Here is a 14856-nt window from a genome sequence, read left to right as displayed (position 1 = left end):
AACAGTCGGATGGGATTTTCGACAATCACGTCTACTTTCTTCGCTAACTTCAAATGGAGCGCTACTATAAATTGTAAACGGACCCTTTCAAACCCTCTAACGGAAAATGTTCTTCATGTTGTGTCTCTCTCTTTCACAGCATCTAAAATGCATTTTGATGCTCTTGTATGATTTGAGAATTATAATCATCATGGTATTGAATAATGTTTGCCCTGTAAAAAAGCAATAAAGACCGTACAAATCCTATCAATTTTACTAAAACGCTTGTTGGGGCAGGCATGAATAAAAACTTCGTGAAATTTCGTGTTATATTTCAATGTTTTTAAATTATCCTTGTCCACTAATGCGGTGTTCAATTTTTCAAGCAGGGCCCGCGCAGTTTTTAATTCCGATTCAGTAATCACTGGACTGCCAGTCGTATGATTTTTTGTTCCAAAAAGAGTCTGCAACTGAGCAAATCCTCGAAATCTTTGTGATCTATGGAGACGCCGGTTGATCCGCGGCTGTCTTGAACAAGGAGTCCCTCTTTGGAGCTGTTTTAAGGACTCTCATAACGGCGTTCTGCTGATTTGAAAATCTTCGGCGAGTTTGGCCACGGAAATTTAAGCGGGTTTCATTTCTCCTTTTAAAATCGAATCTTTGATGATTGCATACACTTATTGATAAATCGGCTTGTAGTGAGTAATACCCTTCTCCTTTCTATAAGTTTTTTTTTTGATAGCGAAAGATCTATTGGACTGGGGTGTTTGGCTTTGGGTGCTGAACGCCGGATCCGGGATTCTCTAATTGCATTTTTGATATTACATAAAAATTCTGAAATTGTCAATACATTGTTTTTAAAAGATTCTAAAAATTCACAAAATTATAGTGACTCACTTTTCGATTACCATATATATTAGGACAACCGGTTGAATTAGTGTTCTTTATATATATTATTATTTTGGCATTCCATTTAGAGATTCGAAAGCCATCCCAAGCAGGTGAGGTTGATTATATTTTTTGGAGAGATATTCACCCTATCACCTTTTTCTTTTAAATGAAGCTATATTTTCACTTCATTTGGACCTCTTGGACGAATTCGTCCTTTTTTAGATTTTTATCCTAGTTATTCTTTTGAAAATCACACACTATACAAAAGAACGAGGTGTTTTTCATTTATTATCATGTTTGTCAAGGAACATATTTGAAAGGCCGTCGGCCTTCTACAACAAACAAATTACATTTAATTTTTTGTGCGAAAGTTGAGTTAAGTTATTAAAGTCCTCGTCCTTTAATTAAGAGTAGCAAAAAAATTAAGAAAATTTCAAAGATAGCATTGACTACTTTCCGAATTTTATTGTAATATTGGAATATATTTTACCGAATCCCGGATCCGGGATTCATATTCTAAGTGTAATATCAGAGGATCATGGCTTATTAAGTTAATAAATAATAGAAACAGGTTATGGCTATTTTCCACGTTAACTTTAATGGCATTCCAAGTTTCTGTGAAAAAGTGGTTAGTAAACCGGATGAGCTTAAATTATCCAAAGAGGAAATTCAACAATTAATAGATGATAAGGTGATATCTGGGGAGGAGCTAGTTTATGGTAAAAAAATATGACCTTTATTTAGCAAAAGATGGTGCTATTGCAACACTGTTCTTTAATCGGCCGGAAAAACGAAACGCGTTAACATTTGATATGTGGAATAAAATGGATGAATTGTTGGATGAGGTGGAACAAGACCGAAACATCAAGGTGCTTATTCTTCGGGGCATAGATGAAACTTCTTTTGCAGCAGGGGCGGATATAAGTGAGTTTAAAACCTTAAGGTATAGCGCAGAAGGAGCAAATACTTATAATCAAGCAACTTTAAAAGCAGAAGAAAAATTGGCAAAGTTATCAAAACCAACAATCGCAATGATTCAAAGTTATTGCGTGGGCGGAGGATGCGAATTAGCATTAGCTTGCGATTTTCGCTTTGCTGATACTACAGGGATGTTTGGAATTACTCCTGCAAAATTAGGTCTGATCTATAATTTGCCTGGAACAAAAAATCTGGTGGATCTTGTTGGACCGTCCAACGCCAAGGATATCTTGTTCTCAGGGAGGATCATCAAAGCGGATGAAGCATACCATATGAGATTAATAGACCGCCTTTATGAGCCGGAGGAAATTATAGAAAGGACTTCCGAATATGCAGAATTGATAGCAAAGAATGCACAAATGTCAGTTCGAGGGTCGAAAACAATTATCCAAGAGGTTTTAAATGGTGAAATAAAAGAACAAGATGAAGTCGCACGGTTGGTGCTTTCATCTTTTGAGAGCGAGGATTACAAAGAAGGTGTCAGCGCATTTCTTGAAAAAAGGAAGCCCAAATTCACATATTCATAATTTTTTGTAGGGAAAGGATGAAAGCCATTACGTCACTTTCATAGAAATACAAACTTTAAAAATAATAAGAAAAGAGGAAGGGAAATTATTAAGGAAAAATATAAAAGGAAATAATGAAAAGATTATACTGTAATCACTAGCTTATTTGAATGCGGTTATATTAGGCTTTTTAACAAAACATATGAGGTGATAATGTTGGGACCATTAAAAGGTATAAAAGTTTTGGATGTATCACAGATTATGGCAGGCCCATATTGTACCATGGTCTTAGCTGATCTTGGGGCTGATGTTACTAAAATAGAAAAAATAAATGGTGGAGATGATTCCCGACAAATGGGACCATATGTGAACGGGGAATCAACGTGTTTTTTTCAAATTAATAGAAATAAAAAAAGCGTAGCTTTGAATTTGAAAAGTCAGGAAGGTAGGAACGTTTTTTATAAACTGGCTAAAGAAGCGGATGTTGTCGTTGAAAACTTTCGTCCAGGTGTTACCAAATCTTTAAAGATTGATTATGAAACTTTAAAAGAAATAAATTCTGGAATTATTTATTGTTCCATCTCCGGATATGGACAAACTGGACCTTATTCCCAAAGAGGCGGTTTCGATTTAGTTGCGCAGGGTATGACTGGACTCATGAGTATGACTGGGGAAAAAGGAGAGCGTCCCATGAAATCAGGAATTGCTGTTTATGATATAGGGGCTGGAATAACAGCTGCGTATTCAATCCTAGCAGCTGTTATTCATAAAATGAAAACAAGCAAAGGACAGCACGTGGACATTGCTTTAGCTGAAATAGGACTTCCATGGTTTACCTGGGAGGCAGGGGCCTATTTTGCAAAGGGAACATTGCCAGAACCTACTGGTTGGCGCCATCGTGTTTCAGCCCCGTATCAGGCAGTTCAAACCAAAGACGGATATATGATGTTGGGTTGCGCAAATCAAAGAACATGGGAGAAATTCGCTGAAGAAGTCATCGGTAAAAAAGAATGGATAGATGACCCACGCTATAAAACAAATCTTTTACGAAATCAACATGTAGATGAACTTGAGAAAGATATAGAGAACGTACTTATGACTAAGGATAAATATTTTTGGATAAATGCTTGTGAAAAAGCTGGCGTTCCGGCGGGTCCTATTAATAATTTTGCTGAAGCTGTTAAGGATCCACACTATCAAGCTCGTGATATGATTCAAGAAGTTGAACATCCGGTTATCGGGAAAATGGAGATGATTGGTATTCCAACTAAGTTTTCTGAAACACCCGGAACTATTAAATCTTCAGCCCCCCTACTTGGTCAGAATACTGATGAAGTTTTGAAAGAATTAGGATATGACAAAAAATCAATTATTGCCATGAATGATTTAGGGGAAATAAAATCTTATAAAAAAGGCGTTCCAACATCTTGACAATAAAGGAAGGGCAAGTTTTATGAAGTAAAAAGTAAATATGGTAGATACTTCGAAGAATAGTAAGAGTGATATTTCTCTTCAATCAGAGGATGAAATAGCGACTATTTATATTAATAAACCCGATAAACGAAATACTTTAACTTTTGAAATTGAATTAATCAATGAATGCGAGCAACACCCTAATGTAAAGGTTATCACTTTTTAACATTGCAATTTACGATCGTATTATTGTGGTTGGATTTATATACCACGTGTTTAATGATTCTCATATCCAATATCTACTTTTAAGCAGTAGGTGTTTACAGTGTATTAGAATAATAAGCCATCATTAAAAGTTTAACCAAATATAAAAAGCCACTCCATGATAAGGTGACCCCAAAAAGTTAGAGTTTTATATTAAGCAACTAATTGGCTGATCTAGTGCTTTTATCTGTTCTTCGGTTAATCAATTGAATACCCGTTCGTAAATAACACGACAGGACTTTTTTCTCACATCATTTGCTGTATCTTTTAACGTTTTGTACACTGGGAGTTCATATCGGTAACGAATTAGTTCTTCTATCGATGCACGAACATGCGCCCAACAATTCGCGAAGGTAATGCCGCCAATTTTATCATAGGCAGAGTAGCCATCACAAATAATCGTACCAGAATAACCTTCGTGAAACTTTCAAGGACAGACCGAGCTCGTGATAAGGAGCTTTGAAACAGGATCATCGTGGGTCCTTGGCTTGGCACACTTCGATATACCCAGTTATAGTCGTTGGATTGACCAGATTTACCATCAGAACGATAGATAATTTGTGAATACGTTTCATCGACATGTAAAACAGATTTAGACATCATCAAATCTTTCATTCGTTCGTAAATAGGCAACAGCCAATCATATGCTGCACCTTCATCATTTTTGCAGGAATAAATTTGGCTTCTTCACGGACAAGCTTACCACCGATTTCAACCGCTGGTTCTTTCAATCGTTACGGAAAAGAAGCAAACGCTGCAATTACTGGAAATGCGGCAAATTGTAGAGTCGGGAACTGTTGAGTTAGCCGCTATGCCTCGAAATGAAGGCGATATCATAAAGATGGGAGGTTCTGCAAGAACATAAAGATATCCTTGATTGTATCGAAAACAGAGATCCAGAGGGATCCGTCTTGGCTATGAAGCGACATTTGCAGGGCGTCTTAACCTCCTTAGAAGATTAAAAGTTTCCGAGTTTTGGTTTTAATTTTTGGATATAAACTTTGCAGAAAGGAAGTTATTAACCATGTCTTCAATACCATATAAGTATTTTATGCCGACACAGGTAGAATGCGGCAATGGAATCTCTAAAAAAACAGGAGAATTCGTAAAGAAATTAGGTGTAGAAAGGGTACTCATCGTAACAGATAAAGGTGTACGGGCCGCCAACCTTTTAGAGGGAATTGAAAAATCACTCGAGGTGGCAAGTCTGGACTACGATATTTACGATGAGGTAGAGCAAAACCCTTCTGCTGAAACATTTCATAGAGGTACACAACTTCTGAAAGTTGTTAAAAGTGACGCAGTGTTGGCTATAGGAGGCGGCAGTAGTATTGACACGGGTAAGGGCATCGCAGTGATGGCCACCAATGCAGGCAGTATATTGGATTATGAAGGAGTAGGGAAGATCCCAAATCGCCCACTTCCAATCATCGCCGTTCCGACTACGGCAGGAACAGGTAGTGAAGTCACAAATTCAACAGTTGTCACGAATAAAGAAACCTCTTTTAAATTAGGTGTGCTTAGTTCTTATGTATTCCCGACTATGGCAATACTTGATCCCGTTCTTACTCTGGGACTGCCTCAGGGTATTACTGCAGCGACCGGCATGGATGCACTGACCCATGCAATTGAGTCTTATACCTCAAAGGCTGCTAACCCTGTCAGTCAGGCATTCGCTACTCAGGCGATGAAAATGATTGGTGAAAATTTAACGAAAGCCTATTTCGTTGGAACAAATATAGAAAGCAGGGAGAAAATGCTTGTAGCCTCTATGTTGGCCGGAGCCGCTTTTGCACAGTCACGTTTGGGGAATGTACATGCCATTTCTCATGCGCTTGGGGGGGTCTTTGATATTGCGCATGGCATAGCCAATGCGACACTCTTACCTTTTGTTATGAAATTCAACCTGCATGCATGTCCTGAACGATACAGAGATATAGCTGTTGCCTTAGGAAATGATGTAACCGGTTTATCCGTTATACAAGCAGCTGAAAAAGCCATAGACTCTGTTGTTGAAATGAATCAAGCCATGAACATCCCTCTTAATATAAAGGACCTTAGGGTAGATCTAGAGCTTGTACCAAAACTAGTGGAGGATGCAATGAGGAGCGGAAACGTCCTCGTAAACCCCAGACTGACAAATCCTGCCGACATTCAATTAATTATTGAGAAAGCTTACCATGGTAATTTAGAGGGATATTAATTTTAAAGATAATCAATAGAATCACTAATATACTTGACGTCTTTTTGTCGGGGGGGCTAATCAAGAGAGACTGGAATTCCATTAAAGCAAGAAAAGCGATATAAGCCATCGGGATCTGTTCCCGTTAGCTATTATTCTAACGATTTTTGTAGAAAATTCGGTACTTGCAATTTCATTAATATCTCTTGCTATCGGCGGTGAAGGTTTAGCGGCAAGAAAGCTGGTTGGGTTACAGACCTTTGTAGGTAACGTAGCTTGATGGTTAGCGCCTGTGGCAACAGGGTCTTTGATTGTTAATTTTAAAAAATTTTACGATTGCTTATTATTCCGGTCGTTATCTGTTTTATCGCTTCTCTGGGATATACATTCCTTATGGAAAACGAGGGATTATCTTTAAAAACAGATATTGAAAATGGCGACAGAATGTCGGTTTAAGGAAAATATAAGTAAGCAGTGTAAAGGAGAATCATAATGATAAATACTGAAACACATAATCTGGTTGATTTTACCAAACTGAAAATGTATATAAATGGTGAATGGAAGGCTACAACCGACGGAAAAACTTTTTCGGTTACCAACCCGTCAACAGGGAAAGTTGTCGCTGATGTTCCAAAAGGCGGATACGACGAAACACAGCAGGCGATTGCAGCGGCTGAACAAGCCTTTAAGTCGTGGTCAAAATTAACGGCTATTGAACGTGCAAAATATCTGCTAAAGATACGGGACCTTATGCATGAATACAAAGACCAATTGGCTGAAATCATGAGTTTGGAAATGGGAAAACCTTTTACAGAATCGCAAGGAGAAGTGGATTTTGCCGCAAGTTACCTGGAGTGGTTTGCTGAAGAGGGACGCCGGATTTACGGTGAAGTCATACCAGCTTCTGCCCCTGACAAAAGGTTGACAGTGATTCGGCAGCCTATCGGGGTGGTTGCTGCGATTACTCCCTGGAATTTCCCATTGGCCATGATAACGCGGAAAGTAGGTCCTTCGATGGCAGCTGGATGTACATCAATTGTAAAGCCTGCTCTTCAATCTCCAATCAGTGCGATCGCGTTTGCTAAATTGGTGGAAATGGCGGGTGTTCCCCACGGGGTAATTAATATAGTCACGGGGAGTTCGGGACCTATCTCGGATGCCATTTTCGAAAACCCGGTTGTAAGAAAAGTATCTTTCACCGGATCTACAGAGGTAGGAAAATTGTTGGTTACAAAGTCAGCGAATCAATTGAAGCGGTTATCTCTGGAGCTTGGCGGACATGCACCGTTTATAGTCTTTGAAGATGCTGATTTAGAATTAGCCGCTGCTGGTGCCGTTTTTAGTAAATTTAAAAATACAGGTCAGACATGCGTTTGTTCAAATCGAATCTACGTGCATCGGTCAGTGATTGAGAAATTCTCGGATATTTTTGTGAAAAAGGTGCAGGAGCTGAAAGTTGGAAACAGTATAGATCCAAGTGTCCAGGTGGGCCCTCTTGTAAGCCAAGACGGTTTAGAAAAGGTAGAAAAACATGTAAAGGATGCATTGGACAAAGGAGCTAAACTTTTGAATGGCGGGAATAGACTTGAAGGTGAATTGTCTGATGGATTGTTCTATGAGCCCACCGTGTTAGGGGAAGTAAACACGGACATGTTGATTACAAAAGAGGAAACTTTTGGACCGGTTGCTCCAATCATTCCATTTGATACCGAAGAAGAAGTCCTCCAACATGCGAATAGCACAGAATATGGTTTAGCGGCTTATTTTTATACTCAGGATATTAGCCGGGCAGTTAGAGTTTCAGAAGCATTAGAATTTGGGATTATCGGTATGAACGATGCAAATCCTACGGTTGCCCAGGCTCCGTTTGGCGGCATGAAAGAGAGTGGAATGGGCCGGGAAGGCGGTCATCAAGGATTGGATGAATATCTGGAAGATAAGTATATATCAATGAGTATTCAAACTAAATAAACAGGGAGCGAAGCGAGGTTTCCAGAGTTCCTGCTATGAAATAAAACTATACCGGCTGATGCTAAAAGAGAGGGCAGGAATAATCCGATCTTGAGGCTCAGCCTAATGTTTTGGATCTTTAATATTAAGATAAAAGAGGGGGATATCAATGTATGATTTTTCAATTATAGGTGGAGGGATTGTTGGTCTGTCAACAGGTATGGCTTTAAGCCGTCGTTATCCCAAAGCGAAGTAATTAATTCTTGAAAAGGAGGAAGAGTAGGCGACTCACCAAACCGGCCATAAACCGGGAAGCCTTAAAGCAAAATGCGAAATTTGCACGTGAAGGAAATAAGGCTATCATAGCGTTTTGCAAGGAATTTGGACTGAATTCGGGTAAAGCTGCGAATAACATCAACGTAGGTTTGGGGGAAATTGTTACCCATGTCTTAAACGATGAACAAGTTGACATTAGAGGTATCTATATGACTGGTGGAGATACAATGGTCAACGCCCTTCGTGTCTTAGGAGCAAAAGGAATTGAATTAATTGATTATGTAATTCCTCAAGAAAATCTTGGAAGGATTATAGGTGGAAAATATGATGGGCTTGTTGTTGGCAAGGGCGGATTAACGGGTGCAGATGATACAGCAATATCTATTGTAAAAAGAATTTTTAAAGAATCATCGACATCAAACCATTAAGAAGTCATACATGCGTAAAATCATTTAATCATTATATCACCAAATGTAAACGTATACAAAATCAATTTATTGTCGGTCAATAAAGTTGAACAATATTTTAAGATTGTTAATAGGGGGGAATTGAAAATGAGTTTGCTAGAATCTAAAGCCAATTTTAGTCCTGTCTTAAAGAAAAAATCACGTTACCGCTGGGTAGTGCTCACCATTATTTTTTGTCTTTATGTAGTTTGTATGGCTGACCGAACGAATATTGGGGTAATATTACCATTCTTAAAAAAGGATTTAACTTTAACTAATTTTCAGACCGGTGCTATCGCGAGTTTCTTCTTTTTAGGTTATGCCGTCTCCCAAATTCCCACAGGCTTCTGGCTAGTCAAAAGAGGATCCCGTGGTATCGTTACTATAGCCGTAATTACTTTCTCGGTGATTACCTTCTTACTTGGAACTGTCTCAAGCGCTGCTATGCTTATTTTGCTCCGCTTAGCATTAGGTTTGGCAGAAGGACCAGTTCCTGTAAGTATGACGTCTACTATTAATCAATGGTTCCCAGCTAAAGAAAAAGGAACGGCTACCGGCGTTTACTTTGCATCAACACAGCTTGCTCCAATTATTGTACCGATTGTCGCAACTTCTATTGCATTAGCTTATGGCTGGCGTCAAGTGTTTTTCTGGTTTGCCGTTCCAGGAATTGTTATAGCGATAGTATGGTATTTATTTGTAAGAACGAAACCAGAGGATAGTCCAAATGTTTCTAAAGATGAATTAGAATATATTCGTCAAAGCGAAGTAATTACGGAAGTCAAATCAGATGAACAGAAATCACTTGGCTGGATTGATAAGGTGATTCGTTATAAAAAAGTGAAACCAATAACCACTAATAAAGGCATTTTCACTACGTGGAATATTTGGGGGAATACACTAACTTATTTTCTAATGAATAGCGTGGTATACGGTATGTTAACTTGGGTTCCTATGTATCTAGTCAACGCTAAAGGCTACTCGCTTTTGAAGATGGGTTTTGTAGCTTCGACTCCTGCAATTGGTGGAATGATTGGGGCCATTTTGGGTGGCTGGTTATCTGACAAAGTCTTCTTAGGGAGACGTAAACCAACGATGTTAATAACAGCTATTGCTACATCTATTATGATGCTTGTCGTTATCAACATACCAAACAACGGTTTGCTTGTAGCTCTTAGTTTAGGTCTGGCGGGTTTCTTCCTTAATATCGGCTTGCCGGCATTTACTGCCTATCCGATGGGACTAACCAATAGAGATACGTACCCTGTTGCAATAGCTACAGTTAATAGCGGGGGGAATCTAGGCGGTTTCTTTTCTCCATTGATTGTTGGTGCTATTCTTGATGCGACAGGCAATTATAATCTTGCCTTCGGCTTCTTTGGTGTATTGTTAGTACTTGGTTTCTGTGTAATTTTAACTATAAAAGAACCAGTTCAAAATTAACAAATGGTGGCTTCCCCTCAAGGCCACCATGCTTTTTAGCTAACTATTTTGCTGAAGAAACCTCTCGATGTCATCCAAGATTGGTTCAATTGTTTGCAAATTCTTCTTTTGGCGGTACATTTATGTAATCTTCAAACGGTCTGTATCATTCGCCACCCGAATTAAAACTAAATGATGGGGCATTAAAATAATTCCCCTTACCTTTCCGCTTCCTTGATTGGGTCATGAACAAATTTTTCTAGTTCACGCTTTGGCTCGATCCCTTCGGTTTGTTCTCCGATTTTAAACACTCGATAATAGCGCACCATGGGAATGTTTTTCTTCCCTTCTTCTGTTTCTTTGTCATCAACTTGAAACATTTTCCAGAAAACAATGATATGACTTTTAGAACCTTTTTTAACTGTGGCACCAGTTTCTTTTATTTGATTGAAAGTCGCATACTCAGCCATCTAAAATGGCATTGACTTATTTAAAAAACTTCTGTATTGTAATCTTAATAGATGTGGATCCCGGATCTATAAACCATCAGAGAAAAGAGGCAATTTTATTGAAGGTTATAAAACAATCCCAACCCATATATCAACAAATTTATGAGCTAATTAAGCATTTAATAATATCGGGACAAATTAAACCCGGATCTCGAATAAATGCATCCAAACTGGCAGAAGAATACGGAATTAGTAGAACCCCTTTAAGGGAGGCCTTACGTCAATTGCAAAAGGAACAATTGCTGATCCAAAATAATCAAGGAGCAACCGTGATTGAACTTGACCAAAAGGATTTTGAAGAACTCTGTTCGAGTAGACTATTACTTGAAAGAGAAATAATTAGATTAGCAGTAAAGGAAATTTCAGATAAAGAGTTACAAAAAATAGATAATATCGTAACGAAGGCAGAGTCATTATTAGAACCCGGCGAGGACGGTCACTCCTTTTTAGAGCTCAATACAAAATTCCATGAAATCATTATTCATTCAATAAGCAATAAACGGTTGATTCAATTGTTGGATCAGGTTCGTTCTTTATTACTGTTATATCGAGCAACAATCGTTAATTATTCTGACCATTACGCTGAAATAATAAAGGAACACAGGTTGATACTAGAGGCTCTTAACGATAGAGATGAAGAAAAGGCCGTTCGTTTGGTTGAAGAACATTTAAAAAATGACCAAATTCGTGGTCAAAAATATTTCGAGACTAAAAAACATTAGTAAAAAAGGAGACTAATTGTTTTGTAAGAATGGCTCTTAAAAAGCAAGAAGTGAAGGGCAGTTGTTTATGAATTACAAATTAAAAGGGAAAGATCCACAAGTAGTTAAGAGCACCTACATTTCCCCGGGAGTCCAATTAATAGGTTTATTGTACTGAAAAAGGATACCTCTGTATGGTTCAATGTAATATTGCGAGGGGATAATGAAAAAATTATAGTTGATGAATGTTCAAATATTCAAGAAGGGGCAGTTGTGCATGTAGACCCGGGGTTTCCAGATTTCAGGCTGATATTGCTCCATCTACTTTAATAAAAGAAGTTGCAGTCGTATAACCTCCATAAGTAGCAGACATCCTACCACTTGAATTACCAGTTGAAAATAAAGATACAGCCATAGGGTTGATGGAACTTTTTATAACTTGGCCATCACCTGTTTTTCCGAGTACATATTTTGCGTCCTTTTCATTAACATAATTCATAGATGAAAAGGATATTGAGGTTCTATGTTTCTAACAAATCATATTTGCACCAGAACCGAAAAGAGATTGAGCAATTTAAAACAACTAACCAACGAATTTATGAATGTGTTTGTTATGAAAAATATTTAAACAATATACAGTAGAAATCTGTAATTAAAAATTGTGAATGAATACACTTAAACCAACGTGGCAGAATAGTTTAAGAAGCGAAATTTTTTGATATTATCCCCAAAAAGAAGAAAACCTTATATGTTATAATAATTAAATCCAAAAACAGAAAGGAGATTAGACTTTTATGCTAAAACTTATTATCGCAAAATAAATTCAAACGAATTTAATAAGGGTAGTATTCTATAATTTTTAGATAATTATAGGTTTATTTACTATACCCTTTTGCGATGTGTAGAAAAGCTATTATTGTCTAATTTCTTATTTAGCGACTAATGAAGTAGCATATTAGGTTAAACTCTTTTTCAGTTTGATCTAATCTCTTATTTAGTGTGCTTGTAAAAAGACTTTATGAGTTTATTCTCGTAAAGTCTTTTTCTGTTTCTGGGGGTGATTAATACAAAAGAGATTGAGTAAAGAAAATAAAATTTGGAGGGAACTATTGATGACGAGTTACAAGTTAGTAAGTGATTATCGAAATAATAAGGAATTGAGAAAAAGTTTTAACGAATTAGCTAAGGAAACTTTCGGAATAGATTTTAGTGGCTGGTATGAAAAAGGCTATTGGGGCGATAGCTATATTCCTTATTCATATACAGAGAATGGAAATGTGATTGCCAATGCTTCTATTTTTAAAATGTCTGTGGTTATTAACAGTAAAACGTATAATGCTATGCAAATTGGAACAGTTATGACAGATCAACGTTATCGTAACAAAGGACTTGCTAAAGAATTAATGTTGCATATCATGGAATTACACAAAGTATCTTGTGACTTTATGTATCTATTTGCGAATGAATCTGTTTTAGATTTTTATCCTAAATTCGGCTTCTCTCGTCTTGATGAAAGTGAATATTGTCTAGCCTTAGACAAAAGTAATGTTCAGCGAGTAAATAACACAAGTCTAAAAAGGCTGACCATTGAAGAAAATCTTACATTACTTGAGGATTATGCAACTAACCAATATATATGTGCAAAACAAATAGACGTTAGGAATAATAAGAATTTATTAATGTTCTATTTTACGATCGTTTTCCCTGAAGCTATTTACTATATAGAAGACTTAGAAACAATCGTATTAATGGAGCATGAAGAAGAAACATTGCATGTATTTGATATCATTTCTCATCAAAAGCAAGATATTGAGACTTTATTAGCCAATATAATTACGGATTCTACTAAGCAGGTTGTGTTCCACTTTACACCTGAGTATTTAGTTGCAGGTATGGAAGTAAATACAATGGCAAATGATGACGATGCGTTATTCATTTTATCAGATACTCCATTATTGAAAGGGCATTTTAAATTTCCATTTACATCACATTGTTAATAAAGATGTAAGTTTACAGGAAAAAAGCGATTATTAAAAGTGAATTAATAGTCGCTTTTTTGTTTATTCAGTATCATAATCCGTGAGTTGCGATTCTGAATACTATGACAAATATGCCGGCTAATAGTTGGTTTGTGAAGAACAGCACTTAACAACGGGGGCTTTTCTCTAATAAGAAAGCTCTTTTTCTTATGGAACAAAAGGGGCAGCATTCCTGTAATAACTGAAAATGCGATTTGAATGAAAAAAGACCTCTTGGTAAGATGAATGTGTCCTGAGCTGGCCAGCTAAAAAGGACAAAACATCTACTCGGAGGACTCACCATGAATTATAACCAAAATCATAAAATAGCTCAAATTACACCTAAAACCTTAGTAATTGGTATTGATATTGCCAAACATCATCATGTAGCTAGAGCACAAGATTATCGTGGAATGGAGCTAGGATCTACTTGCTTTTTTGATAACACCCAAGAAGGGTTTAGGGCATTTATTAATTGGATTAATCAAATAAAAGAGTCATGCGAAATGGATTCTGTCATTACTGGAATGGAGCCAACAGGTCATTATTGGCTTAATCTAGCTCATATTCTAAAGGAGGAACAGATTAAGTTCGTAACGGTCAACCCTTTACACGTCAAGCATAGTAAGGAGTTAGACGATAACTCTCCAACAAAAAATGATGTAAAAGACGCAAAAGTCATTGCACAACTAGTTAAAGATGGTAGATACGCTGAACCAACCATACCACAAGGAGTTTTCGCGGAACTGCGTGTGGCTAAGAAATTACGCGATTTATTAAATGTAGACTTACAAATTGTGCAGGGACAAGTACACAACTGGATTGATCGATACTTTCCAGAGTTCTTTACCGTTTTTAAAAGTTGGGAAGGAAAGGCAGCTCTTCATTTATTAAAACTTGAAGTGCTACCTCATGAATTAGTGAAATATACAGACGAAGAATTACTTAATTATCTAAGGCAAGCAGTGAAAAGAAGTATAGGAATTAAGAAGATTCAGTCCCTAAAAGAAGCCGCCAATCGCTCGATTGGCATTCGTCAGGGAGCCATGATGGCTAAAATGGAATTAAAAGCGTTAATTCAAAAATATGAACTCATTCAAGCCAAGTTCGAAGAGCTTGACCAAACTCTGGATACACTGCTTCAAGATATTCCAGGTGTTGACCAAATGTTAGAGATAACAGGCATTGGACGGGATACAGTATCGGGTTTTTTCGCTGAAGTAGGTGATTTGAGTGAATATAATCATCCTCGTCAAATAACCAAACTGGCAGGACTTAGCTTAAAAGAAAATACATCAGGAAAGCATAAAGGGAGAACCAA

13 protein-coding genes and 2 pseudogenes are annotated in these 14856 nt (G+C 37.3%); 11 read left to right on the top strand and 4 right to left on the bottom strand.

All coding sequences use genetic code 11. The annotated features are described in order from the left end of the window. Positions 1-188: 188 nt before the first annotated feature. The gene (locus J2S17_RS19780; protein ID WP_307477492.1) at positions 189-449 is read right to left on the bottom strand and encodes an FCD domain-containing protein; all 261 of its coding nucleotides are present in this window, start codon (positions 447-449) and stop codon (positions 189-191) included. 1137 nt (positions 450-1586) lie between these two features. Here J2S17_RS19780 and J2S17_RS19775 point away from each other — a divergent pair. Together J2S17_RS19775 and J2S17_RS19770 are read left to right on the top strand one after the other, a co-directional pair. Further along, the gene (locus tag J2S17_RS19775) at positions 1587-2375 is read left to right on the top strand and encodes an enoyl-CoA hydratase-related protein (protein ID WP_307477491.1); all 789 of its coding nucleotides are present in this window, start codon (positions 1587-1589) and stop codon (positions 2373-2375) included. A gap of 192 nt (positions 2376-2567) precedes the next feature. Further along, positions 2568-3785 carry a CaiB/BaiF CoA transferase family protein gene (locus J2S17_RS19770; protein ID WP_307477490.1) on the top strand — a complete coding sequence of 406 codons (1218 nt, stop codon included), beginning with the start codon at positions 2568-2570 and terminating at the stop codon, positions 3783-3785. A gap of 571 nt (positions 3786-4356) precedes the next feature. Here J2S17_RS19770 and J2S17_RS19765 read toward each other — a convergent pair. Continuing rightward, positions 4357-4682, bottom strand: a pseudogene (locus tag J2S17_RS19765) (IS66 family transposase); the annotation flags it as partial. 200 nt (positions 4683-4882) lie between these two features. Here J2S17_RS19765 and J2S17_RS28950 point away from each other — a divergent pair. From J2S17_RS28950 to J2S17_RS19740, 6 genes and pseudogenes are all read left to right on the top strand, one after another. Continuing rightward, positions 4883-4993, top strand: a complete 111-nt coding sequence (locus tag J2S17_RS28950; RefSeq protein WP_370875085.1) for an FCD domain-containing protein — start codon at positions 4883-4885, stop codon at positions 4991-4993. Positions 4994-5055: 62 nt separating this feature from the next. Further along, positions 5056-6234 carry an iron-containing alcohol dehydrogenase gene (locus tag J2S17_RS19760; RefSeq protein ID WP_307477489.1) on the top strand — a complete coding sequence of 393 codons (1179 nt, stop codon included), beginning with the start codon at positions 5056-5058 and terminating at the stop codon, positions 6232-6234. Between the two features lie 519 nt (positions 6235-6753). Beyond that, on the top strand, positions 6754-8184 hold the full coding sequence (locus J2S17_RS19755; RefSeq protein WP_307477563.1) for an NAD-dependent succinate-semialdehyde dehydrogenase: 1431 nt from the start codon (positions 6754-6756) through the stop codon (positions 8182-8184). 148 nt (positions 8185-8332) lie between these two features. Further along, positions 8333-8552: pseudogene (locus J2S17_RS29045) on the top strand (FAD-dependent oxidoreductase); the annotation flags it as partial. Further along, the gene (locus J2S17_RS19745; RefSeq protein ID WP_442342051.1) at positions 8526-8867 is read left to right on the top strand and encodes a nucleotide-binding domain containing protein; all 342 of its coding nucleotides are present in this window, start codon (positions 8526-8528) and stop codon (positions 8865-8867) included. The pseudogene J2S17_RS29045 and the gene J2S17_RS19745, both read left to right, overlap by 27 nt. A 126-nt stretch (positions 8868-8993) precedes the next feature. Continuing rightward, a complete protein-coding gene (locus tag J2S17_RS19740; RefSeq protein ID WP_307477488.1) occupies positions 8994-10328 on the top strand; it encodes an MFS transporter in 1335 nt (444 codons plus the stop codon). A gap of 197 nt (positions 10329-10525) precedes the next feature. Here J2S17_RS19740 and J2S17_RS19735 read toward each other — a convergent pair whose 3' ends face one another. Beyond that, positions 10526-10777, bottom strand: a complete 252-nt coding sequence (locus J2S17_RS19735; protein ID WP_307477487.1) for an ArdC-like ssDNA-binding domain-containing protein — start codon at positions 10775-10777, stop codon at positions 10526-10528. Between the two features lie 5 nt (positions 10778-10782). On the opposite strand from J2S17_RS19735, the gene J2S17_RS19730 reads away from it, so the two are divergent. After that, a complete protein-coding gene (locus tag J2S17_RS19730; protein WP_307477486.1) occupies positions 10783-11538 on the top strand; it encodes a GntR family transcriptional regulator in 756 nt (251 codons plus the stop codon). 280 nt (positions 11539-11818) lie between these two features. Here the strand turns inward: J2S17_RS19730 and J2S17_RS19725 are convergent, their stop codons facing one another. Continuing rightward, a complete protein-coding gene (locus J2S17_RS19725; protein WP_307477485.1) occupies positions 11819-12016 on the bottom strand; it encodes a hypothetical protein in 198 nt (65 codons plus the stop codon). A 613-nt stretch (positions 12017-12629) separates the two neighbouring features. On the opposite strand from J2S17_RS19725, the gene J2S17_RS19720 reads away from it, so the two are divergent. Continuing rightward, positions 12630-13514, top strand: a complete 885-nt coding sequence (locus J2S17_RS19720) for a GNAT family N-acetyltransferase (RefSeq protein ID WP_307477484.1) — start codon at positions 12630-12632, stop codon at positions 13512-13514. A gap of 323 nt (positions 13515-13837) precedes the next feature. Further along, positions 13838-14856, top strand: a 1019-nt coding sequence (locus J2S17_RS19715; protein WP_307477483.1) for an IS110 family RNA-guided transposase, incomplete at its 3' end; no start/stop codon positions are given.

It is taken from the genome of Cytobacillus purgationiresistens, from assembly GCF_030813235.1.
GTDB lineage: Bacteria > Bacillota > Bacilli > Bacillales > Cytobacillaceae > Cytobacillus > Cytobacillus purgationiresistens.
This window is presented reverse-complemented; position numbering and strand designations above follow the sequence as displayed.